Genomic DNA, 16,940 nt, shown 5'->3' on the forward strand with positions numbered 1-16,940 from the left:
TTGTCGTTACTGTAATAGCGAATAGCGCATTGGTGAGGACTACCGGCTCAAACGGCGCTGCCCAGGGTATAGCAGGGCACGTAGTCACCGGTGAGCTTCATGCGACCCTGGGCCACAAAGGATGTCAGCAGGTCATCCAGCCGAGCCATCAGGTCGGCATCGGCATGCAGGCGGAATGGGCCATGGGCCTCGATGGCGCGTAGCCCCTGTTCCTTGACGTTGCCGGCGACGATACCCGAGAAGGCGCGGCGTAGATTGGCCGCCAGCTCATGCTTGGGCAGCTCGCGACGCAGCGCCAACGACGCCATGGCCTCATGGGTCGGAGTGAAGGGTTCCTGAAAATCGCGAGCAATGGTCAGCCGCCAGTTGAAGTGGAAGGCATCCTGACGTGAGCGGCGGTATTCGCTGACCTTGTCGATGTCGGCGCGCATGGCCCTTGCCACAGCAGCCGGGTCATCGACGATGATGCGATACAGGCTACGTACGGACTCACCGAGGGTGTAGACCAGGAATTCGTCAATGCGCTCGAAATAGTCTGCAGCACTCTGTGGTCCGGTGAAGATCAATGGTAGTTGCATGTCGGCGTTGTCGGGGTGCAGCAGAATGCCGAGTAGATAGAGAATCTCCTCGGCAGTTCCCACGCCTCCGGGAAAAACGATGATACCGTGTCCCAGTCGTACAAAGGCTTCGAGACGCTTCTCGATATCCGGCATCACCACCAGCTCATTGACGATGGGGTTGGGGGCCTCGGCGGCGATAATGCCGGGTTCCGATACCCCCAGGTAGCGTCCCGCGCGATATCGCTGTTTGGCGTGGGCGACGTTGGCGCCCTTCATGGGCCCCTTCATTGCGCCCGGACCGCAGCCGGTACAGATGTCGAGGTCACGCAGGCCAAGTTGGTAGCCCACGTGCTTGGTGTAATCGTATTCCTCGCGTGAGATCGAGTGACCGCCCCAGCAGACCACCAGACTGGGGTCCAGGCCCGGTTTGAGCGTCCCGGCCTTGCGCAGGATATGGAACACGGCGTTGGTGGTGCCTTCGCCGGTGGAAAGGTCGAAGCGGTCGTGGCTCTGGATCTCGTTGTAGACGTAGACAATGTCGCGAAGTACGGACGAGAGGTGCTCGCGGATACCGCGAATCATACGCCTATCGACGAAGGCCTCGGCAGGTGCGCTGGTCAGCTTGAGGCGCACACCTCTGTCCTGCTGCTGTACTTCGATATCGAAGTCAGGGTAGGTCTCGAGCAGGGCGAGACCATCATCCATGGGATTCCCCGAGTTCAGCACTGCCAGGGCGCAGCGGCGCAGGATTTCGTGCAGGCCAGTCTGAGAGGTGTCGCGCAGGCGGTTGACCTCGTGCTGGGAGAGGATTTCAAGACTGCCTTCCGGGGAAATGGTGGCAGAAATGGTCTCTGGCATTGGTGGCTTCCTTGTCAGGGCGTGCTGGCCTGTTGGCACGCCTGGTTGAAGAATTGGCGAACGGCGGTCTGGTCGGTTTCGCTCATGCCGTCCTGGGCAAAGGTATCGTCCAGCCAATCATGAAAGACGGCGTCGAATTCCTCGCCGTCCACATCCGTTGGATCGTAGTCGAGTTGATCGACGACGAGCAGGACCTGCGGAATGAGATAGCCCAGCGGAAAGAGGTCGTCGGCGCCGGCCTCTCGCTCCATGGACAACAGGGCTTCATGGATGGCGTCGGCGCGGGCGGCGATAGGGTCAGACATAAAAAGGGCTCTCGAACGGGTCAAACAGGTTTATACAGCCAGTGCTGTACGAATTGGCTGATGTCGATGCTAACACGAGCGGCAGGCCCGCGGGCAGCGCTGCCGGAGATGCAGCAAAGTGGTAGAATATATGCGCTTTCCCGGACTGGCCGATTGCTCATGTTCAATGCCCAATACTTCCGCACCTTCATCACTCTGGTCGAGACCGGCAGTTTCACCGGCACGGCCAGGCGCCTGTCGATGACTCAACCCGGTGTGAGCCAGCATATGCGCAAGCTGGAACAGTATCTCGGCAAGCCGCTGATCGAGCGTCAGGGCCGACGCATTCGCCTCACCGAAGCGGGACGCCGCGCGCATGATTATGGTGTCAGGCTGTTTTCCGAGCATGAGCAGTTCCGGCATTCGCTGGATGATGACAGCCTGTTCAGCGGTGAGTGCCGTATTGCCTCCACCGCCAGCATCGGCGTGATGCTGTATCCTTTCCTGCTTGGCCAACAGCAGTTGAACCCCGGACTCAGCGTGACCTACTGCTTTGCCTTCCAGCCTGAGATCATCACCGATGTCATCACCGGTCGCCATGACGTAGGTGTGGTAACCGAGCAGCCCCGCGACGAGGCGGTCGATGTCGAGGCCTGGTATGACGAACCCCTGTGTCTGGTGGTGCCGGCGGATTTCGCAGGAGGCTCGCTCAACGACCTGTTGGGCCTGGGGTTCATCAATTACAGTGAAGGGCTCGACAAGGCGCGTGCACTACTCAAGGCCAACTTTCCCGAGGAGTTTCGCTCCATGAGCCAGTTCCCCAGTCAGGGGTTCACCAACGAGGTGGGCATGGTGCTGGATGCTGTCGCGCGGGGACTTGGCTTCAGCGTGGTGTCACGCCTGGTACTGGAAACCTCACCCTGGCAGCGCCAGGTACGTGAGCTGCCTTTGTCGCAACCAGTCGATGAGACCTTCTATCTGATCAGTCGTCGCGAGGCTAGAGTGCCGGGGCGCTATTTCCGGTTGTTGGAGGCCTTTCGTGAGCAGCGGCGTCTGGAGCGCTTCGGCCATCCGGATAATCGCCAGCCTGGCGAGCAGGAGATTGTCGGCGGGAGTTGATGCCGCTCCCTTGTCTTCAGGGGAAATTGTATTCAGAGGCAATGGTATTTCGGGGCACCTGTTTTCCAGCGGACCTGTCATCCAGGGGACCTGTGTTCCCGGGTCATCCGAGCACGCGTTCAGCAAGCCTCTTCTGACGGTCTGCACCGCCTCCCTGCACTTATTAACATGGCAATCAAATAGCTCATCCTGATCGATTTGATTGTCGTCCGCACCCCACTGGTGCAGATGCGCGGATCTGCTGGTGTGGTGCGGTCTCGCGTCGGCCTGATGGCCGACGGCGGCACGTCCCTGTGCCGCCATTAACCCAACATGAAAGCATGCCGGGTTAATAAAACCCGCACTTTAAAACCAAAGCACCCCGCCGAAGCGGGGTGTTGGTCTTTCAATTGACCGAAGGCATCAGTCGCGATATTCGTCGATGCTCGGGCAGGAGCAGATCAACTGACGGTCGCCCAGTACATTGTCGACACGGTTGACGGCGGGCCAGTACTTGGCAGCCTTGACTGCCTCGGACGGGAAGGCGCCGACCTCGCGGGAGTAGCCGCGTGTCCACTCTCCATCCATCAGGTCAGCCATGGTGTGCGGTGCATGCACCAGGGGGTTGTCCTCGACGCTCCACTCACCATTTTCCACTTTGGTGATTTCCTCGCGGATCGCAATCATGGCATCGCAGAAGCGATCCAGCTCGTAGAGCGACTCCGACTCGGTTGGCTCGATCATCAGTGTGCCGGGCACCGGGAAGGACATGGTTGGCGCGTGGAACCCATAGTCGATCAGACGCTTGGCGATATCTTCCTCGCTGATGCCGGAAGCGGCCTTGAGCGGTCGAATATCGATGATGCACTCGTGAGCCACGGTGCCGTTCTGCCCCTTGTATAGTACCGGGTAGTGCTCGCCCAGGCGGCGGGCGATGTAGTTGGCACCGAGAATGGCCAGTTCGGTGGCTTCACGCAGACCGCGTGCGCCCATCATCTTGATATAGGCCCAGGAGATCGGCAGGATCGAGGCCGAGCCAAAGGCAGCCGCGGAGACTGCGCCGGAGTCGGCTTCAACGCCGTCGAGTGGCGTGACCACATGGTTGGCGACATAGGGGGCGAGGTGTGACTTGACGCCGATCGGGCCCATGCCCGGGCCGCCGCCACCATGAGGGATACAGAAGGTCTTGTGCAGGTTGAGGTGGCTGACATCGCCGCCGAAGTCGCCGGGGCGTGCCAGACCGACCTGAGCATTCATGTTGGCGCCGTCGATGTATACCTGACCACCGTTGGCATGCACGATCTCGCAGGCCTCGCGGACGCCTGCCTCAAAGACACCGTGAGTAGACGGGTAGGTGAGCATGATCGCGGACAGGTTGTCGGCGTGCTGCTCGGCCTTGGCGCGCAGGTCAGTGAGGTCGATGTTACCGCTGTCGTCACATTCCACCACCACCACTTTCATGCTGCACATGGCGGCGGATGCCGGATTGGTTCCGTGGGCAGAGCTGGGGATCAGGCAGATGTCACGGTGTCCTTCGCCCTGGGCGGCCTGATAGCGGCGAATCGCCACGAGGCCGGCGTACTCGCCCTGCGCACCGGAATTGGGCTGCATCGAGATGTGGTCGTAACCGGTGATCTCGACCAGGAAGGCGGCCAGTTCATCGATCATCTGACGGTAGCCGGCGACCTGATCCTTGGGCGCAAAGGGGTGAATTCGCGCAAATTCCGGCCAGGTGATCGGCATCATTTCGGTGGTGGCGTTAAGCTTCATGGTGCAGGAGCCCAGCGGAATCATTGCGTGGGCCAGCGACAGATCCTTGTTCTCGAGACGCTTCAGATAGCGCAGCATCTCGGTCTCACTGCGATAGCGCTGGAAGGTCGGGTGATTCAGGAAATCGCTGCTGCGCTGGCAGGCCGCCGGAACGCCACTGGCCTGGTCGGCGACCACGCCGTCGTCGAGTTCACGAACACCAAGGCCGTGCTCCTCGCCGAGCAGCACGTCGAAGAGGGCGTCGAGGTCGTGAGCGGTAGTGGTCTCGTCCAGGCTGACACCGACATCACCGTTGTCGAAGTAACGCAGGTTGAGGTCGTGGGTCATGGCGCGACCAAGTATCTTGCCACGATCAACCCCTGTCAGGCGCAGGGTGTCGAACCAACTGTCATTGACCAGTTGAATGCCTTTCTGTTGCAGGCCACGCGCCAGAATGGTGGTCAGGCGATGAATGCGCCCGGCGATGGTGCGCAGGCCTTCCGCACCGTGGTAAACGGCATAGAAGCCGGCAATATTGGCCAGCAGTGCCTGGGCGGTACAGATGTTGGAGGTGGCCTTCTCGCGGCGGATGTGCTGCTCGCGAGTCTGCATCGCCATACGCAGGGCGGTGTTCCCGCGGGCATCCCGCGACACGCCGATGATGCGGCCGGGGATCGACCGCTTGAGCTTGTCGGTAGTGGCGAAGAACGCCGCATGTGGACCACCGAAGCCCATCGGTACACCAAAACGCTGCGATGAACCGAGCACGATGTCCGCTCCCAGTGCCCCCGGTTCCTTGAGCAGTACCAGAGCCATCAGGTCGGTGGCGACACAGGTCATCACGCCACGCTGGCGAGCCGCGTCGATCAGTGGTGCGATGTCGTGGATACGGCCATCGTTGCCCGGATACTGAAGCAGGGCACCGAAGACATCGTGCTCGGCGAGGGTGTCGGCCGGCGCACTGATGATCTCGTAGCCGAACCAGGCCGCACGGGTGCGCAGTACGTCCAGGGTCTGGGGGAAGACATCCTCGGCGACGAAGAAGGCGTTGCTCTTCGATTTCTTGTTCGAGCGGCGGCACAGCGCCATGGCTTCAGCGGCGGCAGTGGCTTCGTCGAGCAGTGAAGCATTGGCCAGTTCCATGCCGGTCAGGTCCATGACCATCTGCTGGAAGTTGAGCAGACCCTCCAGGCGCCCCTGGGAAATCTCCGGCTGATAGGGAGTGTAGGCGGTGTACCAGCCCGGGTTTTCCAGCACGTTGCGCTGAATGACTGCCGGCAGGTAGGTATCGTAGTAGCCCTGACCGATATAACTGCGTGCAACGCGATTCTGCCGCGCCAGGCGGTAGAGATAGTCGAGGGCTTCCGCTTCGGCCTTGGGTGGATCAAGGTCCAGTTCGCGTCCGAGACGGATGTTGGCAGGCACTGTGCGATCGATCAGCGTTTCTACGCTATCCATGTCCAGGGCGGACAGCATGGTGAGGCTGTCGTCCTTTCGCGGTCCATTATGGCGACGAATGAAGGCATCGTGATCGGCCAGTTCGGCCAGGTGGCGTGTATCAAAAGCCATGGAACACCCTGGTAGCGTGATGGGCACATGGCCCATTGGTGAACGAAGCGCAGTGTGCGCGGGTTGGTAGTGCAATCAGGTTGATGACCGCTGCCTGCGAGAGGCGGGCAGCGGTGTATCCATCCTCTGATCGGATGGGCAAGGGGAATCAGCCCTCGGCGTCGATGACCGCCTGGTAACCGTCGGCGTCGAGCAGATTGTCGACAGCGCTTTCGTCATCGAGACGGACCTTCATGATCCAGCCATCTTCATAGGGAGCGTCGTTGACAGTCTCCGGCGCATCTTCCAGTGCTTCGTTCACTTCGACGACTTCACCGTCGACCGGGGCGTAGAGGTCGGAGGCCGCCTTGACGGATTCGATGACACCGAATTCGTCGCCACGAGCCAGCGACGTGCCGACTTCCGGAAGTTCAACGAAGACCACGTCGCCCAGGGCTTCCTGAGCGTGGTCGGTGATGCCGATGGTCACGGTGCCGTCGCCGTTGTCCAGAATCCACTCGTGGCTATCGGTGTAGCGCAGATTGGCGGGAATAGAGCTCATCACGATTTCCTATACGAAAATTGGTTTTCCGATGGTGCGCATGCTAACGCCAAAAAAGACGTTTTGCGAGTCCCAGTATCAATAAGTGTTCCCTGAGAATTCGGGATGCGCCGAAATCCTCTGCTGTAGATTGGAACGTCAGGCGCGCCGCGTCCAGTAGCAATATGGTCATGATGTCGAGGAAAGGAGGTACAGGGCAGAGGATAGCCTTCCGGCCGATAAATGTGATGGTCGCTGACTATTCCTGCAACGGCATCCGAGTATCCAGGCGCGACAGTTATCCGTTGGGCCAGGGAGGGATTGCACCCCGGAGAGACTCGCACTAGAGTGTCGCAGGTTTCTTATAAGAAATTAATTGCGAGAGACAGAAACGTTGAGCTCTTGCGTGGTAGCAGCGTGGACCGATGCTGCTGGTGCGAATTCGCTTCTATCCGCTATCGTAAGCGGGTTCGCACTGTCTATGCTGCCAGGGGAGGTCGGGCGTCGTCGCGGTTGATGTCTGGCTTGCCGCATCCGACAGATCGTCAGTGCATAAAAACAACTTGCCTTTGCAAAGGGAGACTTCCGTGGAAGCACTCAACAATATCTTCACTGCCATCAATGGTGTGGTGTGGGGACCCCTGATGTTGATCCTGCTATTGGGGGTGGGTATCTATCTCCAGGCAGGTCTCAAGATAATGCCGATCCGCAAGCTGGGGACCGGTTTCAAGCTGATGTGGGCGGGGCGTGAGAGCAAGGACGACAGCAAGGATGGTGAGGTCTCGCCATTCAACGCCTTGATGACAGCACTTTCGGCCACTATCGGTACCGGCAACATCGCCGGTGTGGCGACTGCCATTGCGCTGGGTGGTCCGGGGGCCGTGTTCTGGATGTGGATCACGGCGCTGGTCGGTATGGCAACCAAGTTTGCGGAGGCAGTTCTCGCCGTGCGCTATCGCGAGACTGACTCCACTGGTAATCATATCGGTGGGCCGATGTTCTACATCAAGAACGGCCTGGGGCGTAAGTGGCTGTGGCTGGGTGGTGCCTTCGCCTTCTTCGGTGCTGTGGCTGCCTTCGGTATCGGCAACACGGTGCAGTCCAATTCGGTGGCTGACGCGCTGGACTCGAGCTTCGGTGTTCCGCCCTGGGTGACCGGTCTGGTTCTGATGCTGCTGTCCGCCGCAGTGATTCTTGGTGGTATCAAGCGAATCGCCAAGGTGGCCGGTAAACTGGTCCCGATCATGGGGATTGCTTATATCATCGCTGGTGTGGTCGCGCTGATTGCCAATGCCGACCAGATCATTCCGGCCTTCGGCAAGATCTTCTACTATGCCTTCAACCCGCATGCGGCCATGGGTGGCTTCGCAGGCGCGGCGGTCATGGCTGCCATTCGCTTTGGTGTTGCGCGAGGCATCTTCTCCAATGAGGCAGGTCTGGGGAGTGCGCCAATTGCCCACGCAGCAGCTCAGACGAAGAACCCGGTGCGTCAGGGCCTGATTGCCATGTTGGGGACCTTCATCGACACCATTGTAGTGTGCTCGATTACCGCGCTGGTCATCCTCACTTCGCCGATCTGGGAAGAGGGTGTGCAGGGGGCTACGTTGACGGCACAGTCATTCAGCCATGCTCTGGCAGGCACCTCGGGTGACAGCATTGTTGCCATCGCTCTGGCCGTTTTCGCCTTCACCACCATTCTTGGCTGGTCGTTCTATGGCGAGAAGTGTTTCCAGTTCCTGTTCGGTACCCGGTCGATCATGCTCTACCGCATCCTGTTCGTGCTGGCCGTACCGGTGGGCGCCATGGCCAATCTCGGTATCATCTGGCTGATGGCGGATACCTTCAATGCCATGATGGCCATCCCCAACCTTATCGCCCTGGCGCTGTTGTCGCCGGTGGTATTCAAGCTGACCCGCGACTACTTCGACGGCAAGGATATCCTGCCCGGAGAAGACCTGGGCCACGATAAATCCTGAATCCGGCTGGACCTTGAGGCGCCCCGCGGGGCGCCTCTTCGCAATGGGCCGGTTGTTGAACGACAGACGAGTGAATTCGCCATGACAGAACTCAAGACCACACCACTTCACGCACTGCACCAGGAGCTGGGAGCGAAACTCGTGCCCTTTGCCGGTTATGAGATGCCAGTACAGTATCCGTTGGGCGTCAAGAAGGAGCATGAGCATACCCGTGCCGCCTGTGGCTTGTTTGACGTCTCGCACATGGCGCAGATCCTTATCCACGGGGAAGACCCGCTGAGAGCACTGGAGACACTGGTGCCTGCGGATCTGGTGGGTCTTCCGATTGGTATGCAGCGTTATGGACTATTCACCAGTGAAGATGGTGGCATCCTGGATGATCTGATGACAGTCAATGCCGGCGATCACCTCTATCTGGTGGTCAATGCTGCCTGCCGCGATCAGGACCTGGCACACCTGCGCCGTGGTCTTGCCGAGCATGAGGTCGAGGAGCTGGATCGAGGTCTGCTGGCACTGCAGGGGCCGAAGGCGGCAACAGTCATGGAGCGTTTGTGCCCCGCTGCCTGCAAGCTGGTGTTCATGCAGCATGCGCGCTTCGAGATCGAGGGCATTGAGGTCTGGGTCAGCCGGAGTGGCTACACCGGTGAAGACGGTTTCGAGATTTCAGTACCTGCGGATCAGACCGAGTCCCTGGCGCGTTTGTTGCTGGCCCATGAGGAAGTCGAGGCGATTGGTCTGGGGGCACGTGACTCGCTCCGTCTCGAAGCTGGGCTGTGCCTCTACGGTCATGACGTCGACACCACGACCACACCAGTGGAAGCCGGTCTGATCTGGGCAATCGGCAAGCCGCGTCGCCGTGGCGCAGAGCGTGCGGGTGGGTTCCCCGGTGCAGATGTGATCCTCCATCAGATCGAAGTCAAGAATCATCAGCGCAAGCGCGTCGGGCTGTTGGCCGAAGGCCGTGCTCCGGTACGCGAAGGCGCTGAGCTGTACAGTGAAGCCGGTGATCATATCGGTACGGTCACGTCCGGCGGCTTTGGTCCCACTGTCGGCAAGCCGGTGGCCATGGCATACGTTGCCATTGAGCAGGCCGAGATCGGCAATACGGTCTTCGCCGAAGTGCGTGGCAAGCGCCTACCAATGACAGTCAGTAAGATGCCGGTGATCACGCCGGGATATTATCGGGGCTAGGGCTACGAGCTTCGAGCTTCGAGCTTCGAGCTTCGAGCGGTTCAGTGCAAGGCTGGTCGCTCGCCACTCGTAGCTCGAGGCTTACCGCTTACCCTTCGACCCACCGATAAGTCAGATTGATGCGTTCGCCGTCGATGCGGCGTGGCAGCAGGGCGTGTTCGAGCTGTTGCTGAATGCCGGGTCCCATCAATAGCAGGCTACCGTGTTCAAGCCAGACGTTGAATGCCGCTCGCGAGCGGTCTTTCCAGCGAAACCGTAGCGGACGTGCGACTCCCAGGCTGATCGAGGCAATGCAGGGCCGTTCTCCCAGCTCGGCTTCGTTGTCGCTATGCCACCCCATACGCTGCTCGCCGTTTCGGTAACGGTTGAGCAGCAGGCTGTTGAAGCGCCAGCGCCCAGGCTGGACGCGAGCCAGGTGTTGTTCAATCTGCTGTCGCAATTGCATCGCCAGGGGATGCCACGGGCTGGGTTGGAACCATTGCCCGGAATAGCGATAGGGGTGATCCCCCATCCATACCTGCTGGCGGGGAATGCGTACGCGGCGCCCATGAACCTGGATCTCCGGAGATTGCCAATCCAGCTCGTGGCTGAAACGGGTCAGAGCGTCACTGGCCTGATGCGCGGACAGGAAGTCGGGGAGGTAATGAAGGCGAGGCGAGTCGAGCAGGCATTCGCCAGGCAATATCGTTGAGTGGGACATGGTTGCAGCATGCCATGCCGATATTCATGCTGCCCAGTGCGGACTGGCGTGGCTCCTTCAAGGTGCGCCCTGGACCACCAGCAGCGTGGTGGGAGACAGGGCCAGACTGGCGACAGCAAAACCATAGCCGAGTGCTGCGCCTGCCATCACATCGCTGATGTAGTGCAGGCCGAGACCGACACGGGAAAAGGCAATCAGAGCGGCCAGCGGCACCAGCCAGGGTAATAGCAGAGGGCTGTGTGCTGCGACCAGCACACAGAACATGATGGCATGCATGGTGTGGCCGCTGGGAAAGCTGTAGCGGTCCCGTGCCGGCTCGTTGCAGAGGATGCTCTTGCCGAAGGTGATGAAGGGGCGCTCGCGACACAGCCGAGTCTTCACCAGCTTGTACACCGCAATGGCCACGAGGGCGGTTACAGTGTACTCGAGCATCAGGCGCACTCCGATGTCACGTCCATGAATGGCCGGTTGTGCGGCAATCAGGGCCACCCATACCGGCCAGTCACCGAGCTTGCTGGCAAGCTTGAGTGTCGATAGCCAGGGCCGGTGGATCGACAACCCTGCCATGCGTTGGCAGAGGTGCCACTCCAACATGTCGAGACGGTCAAACACCTGCGGGGTTCGAGATGGCATGGCGGGACTCCCTTGCAGTGCGGTGGGCATCGAGGAAGGTCTTGGCAATGGCGGACCAGCGATAGGTCAGGGCACGTTGACGGGCGGCTCTTCCCAGGCGGGCGTAACGCGCCTGTTGCTGGCACAGCTCCACTGCCGCCTGGCGAAATCCCTGGCTGTCGTCGGCGTCCAGACTCAGGCCATCCTGGTCGTGACTGATCAGTTCAGCGCCGGCGGCATGCCGATAGGCCACGACCGCCAGACCACTGGCCATGGCCTCGAGAATGACATTGCCCCAGGTCTCCGATAGCGACGGGAAGATGAAGATATCGGCGCTGGCATAGTGGGTCTGGAGGTCCGTTGACGGGATGAAACCGGTGAAGATGGCATCCGGCAGGGCCTTCTGCAGCGAAGCCTTGCCGGGTCCGTCTCCGACAATTACCAGGCGCAGATCTGGACGAGCCTCCTGCATGTCGAGAAAGGTGTCGCGCAACAGGTCCAGGTTCTTTTCCGGGGCTAGACGGCCGACGTAGAGCGCGACGGGCTGATGCGCGTTGGCCCCCCAGCTGTCTCGCAACGTCTGGTCGCGCTTGTCTGGAGTGAAGCGATCACCTTCAATGCCCCGAGCCATCACACTGACCCGCTCGAAGCCGCGGCGAGTCAGATCTTCCGCCTGCAGATGAGTTGGTACCAGGGTAGCGTCACAGCGGTTATGGAACTGACGCAGGCGCTGGCGGACCAGCGGCGACAGCCAGGCGACCCCATAGTCGTGGCAGTAATGGTCGAAGTTGGTATGCCAGCCGCTGACCACTGGAATCGATAGACTTTCTGCGGCACGCAGCGCCGACCAACCCAGCGGACCTTCGGTGGCGATGTACACGGCATCGGGGCGCTGTTGTTTCCAAAGGCGCTTGATGGCACGACCGGAAGGCCAGCCGATGCGGACTTCACGGTATCCAGGCACCGACATGCCACGCACCTGCACCTCCGCCTCGATGCCTTGTGCCGCAGGGGCATCGGCCATCGCCGGGCGTGGGCGAACCAGCTGTAGAGTGACACCCATCTCTCGTAGCTCGTGACTTATGCGGCCAAGAGTGTGTGCAACGCCGTTGATATCGGGGGACCAGGTTTCGCTGACCAGACAGATTCGCATGGGGTTCCTCGTGCCAACAGGGCCATGAACGGCCACCTTTTTCACAAGGGTGGGGGGGATTCGTGACAGAAGAGGGTCAATTGGATGAAGACCCTGTGACGCTCCAGGAGAGCGCCACAGGTTGGGGCAATCAACGACGGCGGTAAAGGAATCGAAGAATAAGGATCAGCGAAGGATCGTATTCGGGTTGATCGGCTTGCCGCCATGACGCATATCGAACAGCAGATCGTAACGCCCGGTGCTGCTGTGACGTCCTACCCGGCACAGTGGCGTGCCGGCAGAGACCTGCTGGCCACTCTTCACCAATACACTGTCACACAAAGCATAGACACTCTGCAGGTTGTCGCTGTGGTGGACGATCACCACCTTGCCGAGTTGACGCATGCTGTCGGCAAAGCTGACCTCTCCGTTGGCGACGGCTCTGGCTTCCGCACCTTCATCGGTGGCCAGCAACATCGGTTGCAGTACGCCCCTGGCATCCGGTCCGTAGTTGCGCACAATGCGGTAATCCTCCAGCGGCCAGGGCCAGCCGCGTGCCGTGGAAGGCACCTTGCCCGGGTTCGGCAATCTGGCCGACGCTGAAGACGTTGATGGCGCAGCCGTGGAAGGGGACGCCGCCGTCTTGCTGCCTGATGTCAGAGGTACCTGGACCAACTGGCCGACGCGCAGGTTGGTCGCGGAGACGCCAGGGTTGGCGCTCTGGATGCGGCGAGCATTGGCACCGAAATGACGCCCTATCGACGAATAGGTGTCACCCGGGCGAATCTGGTAGCGGTAGGGGCCCCCAGAGGGGGCACGCTCCTGTTGGCTGGGCACCAGCAGTCGTTGACCCACTGCGAGCCCACGTGCATCGGCGCTCGGATTGAAGCGTTGCAGACGTAACAGCGGAACCCCGGCGCGTGACGCGATGCTGCCGAGGGTGTCGCCACGCTGCACGGTAATCCAATGGCCGGCGATACTGGCACTGGAAGAGCTGATGGTCTGGCCACTGGACGGGCCCGACGTACCGCCCGACTGGCTGGCACAGCCGACCAGAGCCAGTGCAATTACCAACGGTGCGAGTCGAGTGAGGCGTCCTTTTCTCGCCACAGCGCGTTCAGCCATGAATGGAAGCGTTCCTTGTAGTCCGAGTCGTGATGATACATGCCATCGAGCATCCAGTCGGCAATTTCCAGTGTGCGAGCCTCCAGCCGAATGCCCTGTTCGCGGCCACACAGAAATTTCCAGAAGCTGGGCTTCGGGGATTGGTAGTCGATGGTCACATCGATGATACCCGTGAGGCGGTCGCCAAGCAGGTTGAGGACCTGTGCTATACCGCCAGCCTTGGGTCTGAGCAAATGGTTGAAGGGGCTCTGTCTGGCGTCACGTTTGGCCTCGGTAAATCGAGTCCCTTCAACGAAGTTGATGATGGCGAGAGGGGTGTCCTGCGCTCGTTCGCACATGCGCTCGGTGGCCTTGCGATCACGCTTGGCCAGCGCAGGATTGCTGTCGAGCTGCTCCTTGCTGTAGCGGCGCATGAACGGAAACTCCAGAGCCCACCACGCCATGCCGACCACTGGTACCCAGATCAACTGCTGCTTGAGGAAGAAGCGCGGCATGGGAATTCGCCGATGCAGTGCCATCATCAGGATGAAGATGTCGGTCCAACTGCGATGATTGGAAAGAATCAGCCACCATTGCTGAGGGCTCAGGTCATCCGGTACCTCCAGTTGGAGGTCGGGGCGTATCCAGTGCTTCATCCACCAGAGGTTGAAACCGATCCAGTTGAGGGCGATGGCATTGAGGCCTGCCAGCACCCTGCGCTGTAACGGGCGCCCTGGCGCCACAAGCTTGATCAGGGTCAAGGCCAGCAGTGGCAGGGTCCAGAACAAGGTGTTCATTATCAGCAGCAGGACACTGACCAGGCCCTTGAAGGTCGACATGCAGGCAAGGCTCCTTGACTTTGTGTACCCCGGACCTTGTGTACACCGGACTTTGTGTTTTCCGGAGTTTGTATCACCCGGCGAACGATGAAGTTCGCCAGAGGTGTGGTCCGGTCAAGCGAGCAATGCTAATGGATCGCGACTCCCATGCCCAGTGGATGGTGACTCTGGACTACGCTGAGTCAGGCAGTGACGGTGGAACACTGATCGATTCCAGCATCTCGACCATGATACGGGCGGCGACTGAGAGTTCGTGTGGGTTCCAGGTAACAAGGCCGACCGCACGCTCGATCTGTGGATCGATCAGTGGGCGGCAGACTGCGCCGATCTCATGCATCTGGCGGATACACAATGACGGCACGGCGCTGACACCGAGACCGCTGGCCACCATGCGGCCGACGCTGGCGAGCTGGTGGGCCTCGAAAGCGACCTTGAGTGATGCATGCCTGGGTCCCAGTTGCTGCTCGAGCAGGCGGCGAACCATGGACGGTCGCTGCAGGGCGACAAAGTCCCGACTCATCAGGGTGTCCCAGTCGAGACGAGCATGCTGGGCAAGCGGTGAGTCGGGAGGAACCACGGCGACGAAGCGGTCGGTGTACAAGGGGACGAAGTGCAGGTTGCCACTGGCCTCGGGCTCAAAGGCGATACCCAGTTCGACCTGACGTTGGCGAACCATGTCGATCACCTGCTCGTTGATCACATCATGTACGGTGACATTGATGCGTGGGTGCTTTTGACGAAACAGGTTGAGGGCCGCCGGCAGCAGGTTGCCGGCAAAGGAGGGCATGGCTGCCAGGGCGAGGTGCCCGAGTTGCAGGCTGAAGCGTTGGCGCAGCAACTCCTCGGTGTTGTCCCAGTCAGCCAACAGCCGCTTGGCCAGAGGCACCAGAGATTCACCCTCAGGAGTGAGGCGGACACTGCGAGTGGTGCGAATCATCAGGCGTCCACCCAGGCTTTGTTCGAGGCCCTTGATGGCGAGACTCAACGCCGGTTGCGACATGTGCAACTGGTCGCAGGCTTGAGTGAAACTGAGGGTGCGTGCCACGGCGAGAAAGGCACGCAGTTGTTTAACTGTCATATGGGGGGCAGCTTCGTGGAGGAGTATTCAATGATGTATGGCCGGTTCTCTGTATGAGGCCAGTCATCTGGGTAAGACCAGGCATTTGTATAAGACCAAGGTAAAATTCATTGGGAAGATAAATCAATCGATAAGAAAAACAAACTTAACAAATATATTGCGTGGGGCAACACTGTCCTTATCGCCAGGCAACAGAACTATCCACATCAGACAACAGATGAGGCGCCATAATGGCCGGATTCGACAAGCGCGTGTATTCGTATGAAGAGGCAATGGACGGCATCGAGAGCGGAATGACGGTGGTCGCTGGAGGTTTCGGGCTCTGTGGTATCCCCGAGAACCTGATCAGTGAGATCAAGCGTCGCGGAGTCAAGGACCTGACCGTGGTTTCCAACAACTGTGGCGTTGATGGCTTCGGGCTCGGTGTTCTGCTTGAGGACCGTCAGATCAGTCGTATCCTGGCATCCTATGTCGGTGAGAATGCGCTGTTCGAGCGCCAGATGCTCGACGGTGAGATCGATGTCCAGCTCACGCCCCAGGGCACTCTGGCCGAGAAGCTGAGGGCTGGAGGGGCAGGCATTCCTGCGTTCTATACTGCCACCGGTTACGGCACGCCCATTGGTGAAGGTAAGGAAGTGCGCGAGTTCAACGGGCGCAAGTTCATCCTCGAGGAAGGCCTTATCGGTGACTTTGCCATCGTCAAGGGCTGGAAGGCCGATCACTACGGCAATGTCATCTATCGCAAGACCGCGCGTAACTTCAATCCGATGGCCGCCACGGCAGGCCGCATTACGGTGGTTGAAGTCGAGGAAATCGTCGAACCGGGTGAGCTGGATCCGGACCAGATCCATACGCCGGGTATCTATGTCGATCGCCTGATCCAGGGAACCTTCGAGAAGCGCATCGAGAAGCGCACCGTGCGCGAGTCCTGAGTCGGACTCGACACCGCGAACTTCTCCACCGAACACAAGAGGTATCAAGATGGCACTCACTCGTGAACAAATGGCGCAGCGTGTCGCACGCGAGCTCGAAGACGGCTTTTATGTGAATCTGGGGATCGGCATCCCCACTCTGGTCGCCAACTACATTCCTGAAGGGATGGATGTGATGCTGCAGTCCGAGAACGGGCTGCTGGGGATGGGGCAATTTCCGACCGAGGATGAAGTTGATGCCGACATGATCAACGCCGGTAAACAGACGGTGACCAGTCGTCCCGGTTCGGCGATCTTTTCATCGGCGGAGTCCTTCGCCATGATCCGTGGCGGGCATGTTGATCTGACCGTGCTGGGCGCGTTCGAGGTCGACCAGAACGGTAATATTGCCTCCTGGATGGTGCCCGGCAAACTGATCAAGGGCATGGGCGGCGCCATGGACCTGGTGGCAGGTGCCGAGAACATCATCTGTACCATGACCCATGCGTCAAAGGATGGTACCTCGAAGCTGCTGGAGCAATGCACCTTGCCGTTGACGGGAGCCGGCTGCATCAATCGAGTGCTCACTGACCTGGCCTATCTGGAAATCGAGAATGGGACCTTTGTTCTCAAGGAGCGTGCGCCAGGCGTCAGTGTCGAGGAGATCAAGGAAAAGACCGCGGGCAAACTGATCGTTCCCGAAAATGTCCCGGAAATGACCTTTGACTGAGGCAGTGATCAGCTGTCATGTGACAGCCT

The 16,940-nt window shown here is 59.9% G+C and carries 15 protein-coding genes; 5 read left to right on the forward strand and 10 right to left on the reverse strand.

Annotation, left to right across the window (positions count from 1 at the left end; all coding sequences use genetic code 11):
- Positions 1-47: 47 nt before the first annotated feature.
- Positions 48-1,418 carry a nucleotide 5'-monophosphate nucleosidase PpnN gene (ppnN, locus tag BUE38_RS03735; RefSeq protein ID WP_073433626.1) on the reverse strand — a complete coding sequence of 457 codons (1,371 nt, stop codon included), beginning with the start codon at positions 1,416-1,418 and terminating at the stop codon, positions 48-50.
- Between the two features lie 14 nt (positions 1,419-1,432).
- The gene (locus BUE38_RS03740) at positions 1,433-1,723 is read right to left on the reverse strand and encodes a hypothetical protein (RefSeq protein ID WP_073433627.1); all 291 of its coding nucleotides are present in this window, start codon (positions 1,721-1,723) and stop codon (positions 1,433-1,435) included.
- Positions 1,724-1,882: 159 nt separating this feature from the next.
- On the opposite strand from BUE38_RS03740, the gene BUE38_RS03745 reads away from it, so the two are divergent.
- Positions 1,883-2,821: a LysR family transcriptional regulator gene (locus BUE38_RS03745; RefSeq protein WP_073433628.1), complete on the forward strand. Its 939-nt coding sequence runs from the start codon at positions 1,883-1,885 to the stop codon at positions 2,819-2,821.
- Positions 2,822-3,223: 402 nt separating this feature from the next.
- On the opposite strand, the gene gcvP is transcribed toward BUE38_RS03745, so the two are convergent.
- On the reverse strand, positions 3,224-6,118 hold the full coding sequence (gcvP, locus tag BUE38_RS03750; protein ID WP_073433629.1) for an aminomethyl-transferring glycine dehydrogenase: 2,895 nt from the start codon (positions 6,116-6,118) through the stop codon (positions 3,224-3,226).
- A 148-nt stretch (positions 6,119-6,266) separates the two neighbouring features.
- Positions 6,267-6,659: a glycine cleavage system protein GcvH gene (gene gcvH / locus BUE38_RS03755; protein ID WP_073433630.1), complete on the reverse strand. Its 393-nt coding sequence runs from the start codon at positions 6,657-6,659 to the stop codon at positions 6,267-6,269.
- Positions 6,660-7,225: 566 nt separating this feature from the next.
- Between gcvH and BUE38_RS03760 the strand changes: the two genes are divergently transcribed.
- Positions 7,226-8,614 (forward strand): alanine/glycine:cation symporter family protein, encoded by a 1,389-nt coding sequence (locus BUE38_RS03760; RefSeq protein WP_073433631.1) that lies wholly within the window; start codon positions 7,226-7,228, stop codon positions 8,612-8,614.
- Positions 8,615-8,695: 81 nt separating this feature from the next.
- A complete protein-coding gene (gene gcvT, locus BUE38_RS03765; protein WP_073433632.1) occupies positions 8,696-9,805 on the forward strand; it encodes a glycine cleavage system aminomethyltransferase GcvT in 1,110 nt (369 codons plus the stop codon).
- A gap of 88 nt (positions 9,806-9,893) precedes the next feature.
- On the opposite strand, the gene BUE38_RS03770 is transcribed toward gcvT, so the two are convergent.
- The 6 genes from BUE38_RS03770 to BUE38_RS03795 all read right to left on the reverse strand — a co-directional run bounded on the left by BUE38_RS03770 (position 9,894) and on the right by BUE38_RS03795 (position 15,270).
- Positions 9,894-10,505, reverse strand: coding sequence for an alpha-ketoglutarate-dependent dioxygenase AlkB family protein (locus tag BUE38_RS03770; RefSeq protein ID WP_073433633.1), 612 nt, complete (start codon positions 10,503-10,505; stop codon positions 9,894-9,896).
- A 57-nt stretch (positions 10,506-10,562) separates the two neighbouring features.
- The gene (locus tag BUE38_RS03775) at positions 10,563-11,138 is read right to left on the reverse strand and encodes a phosphatase PAP2 family protein (RefSeq protein ID WP_073433634.1); all 576 of its coding nucleotides are present in this window, start codon (positions 11,136-11,138) and stop codon (positions 10,563-10,565) included.
- Positions 11,110-12,270, reverse strand: coding sequence for a glycosyltransferase family 4 protein (locus tag BUE38_RS03780; RefSeq protein ID WP_073433635.1), 1,161 nt, complete (start codon positions 12,268-12,270; stop codon positions 11,110-11,112). The genes BUE38_RS03775 and BUE38_RS03780 overlap by 29 nt, the downstream gene beginning before the upstream one ends.
- A 165-nt stretch (positions 12,271-12,435) precedes the next feature.
- Positions 12,436-13,374, reverse strand: a complete 939-nt coding sequence (locus BUE38_RS03785; protein WP_084541692.1) for a LysM peptidoglycan-binding domain-containing protein — start codon at positions 13,372-13,374, stop codon at positions 12,436-12,438.
- Positions 13,317-14,192, reverse strand: coding sequence for an acyltransferase (locus tag BUE38_RS03790; RefSeq protein ID WP_073433636.1), 876 nt, complete (start codon positions 14,190-14,192; stop codon positions 13,317-13,319). Before BUE38_RS03790 ends, BUE38_RS03785 begins: the two co-directional genes overlap by 58 nt.
- A 172-nt stretch (positions 14,193-14,364) precedes the next feature.
- The gene (locus tag BUE38_RS03795; protein ID WP_073433637.1) at positions 14,365-15,270 is read right to left on the reverse strand and encodes a LysR family transcriptional regulator; all 906 of its coding nucleotides are present in this window, start codon (positions 15,268-15,270) and stop codon (positions 14,365-14,367) included.
- A 230-nt stretch (positions 15,271-15,500) separates the two neighbouring features.
- Here BUE38_RS03795 and BUE38_RS03800 point away from each other — a divergent pair, with 230 nt between their 5' ends.
- On the forward strand, positions 15,501-16,202 hold the full coding sequence (locus BUE38_RS03800; protein ID WP_073433638.1) for a CoA transferase subunit A: 702 nt from the start codon (positions 15,501-15,503) through the stop codon (positions 16,200-16,202).
- Positions 16,203-16,251: 49 nt separating this feature from the next.
- Positions 16,252-16,911: a CoA transferase subunit B gene (locus BUE38_RS03805; RefSeq protein ID WP_073433639.1), complete on the forward strand. Its 660-nt coding sequence runs from the start codon at positions 16,252-16,254 to the stop codon at positions 16,909-16,911.
- Positions 16,912-16,940 lie beyond the last annotated feature (29 nt).

The sequence above is a fragment of the Halomonas cupida genome (assembly GCF_900142755.1).
Lineage (GTDB): Bacteria > Pseudomonadota > Gammaproteobacteria > Pseudomonadales > Halomonadaceae > Halomonas > Halomonas cupida.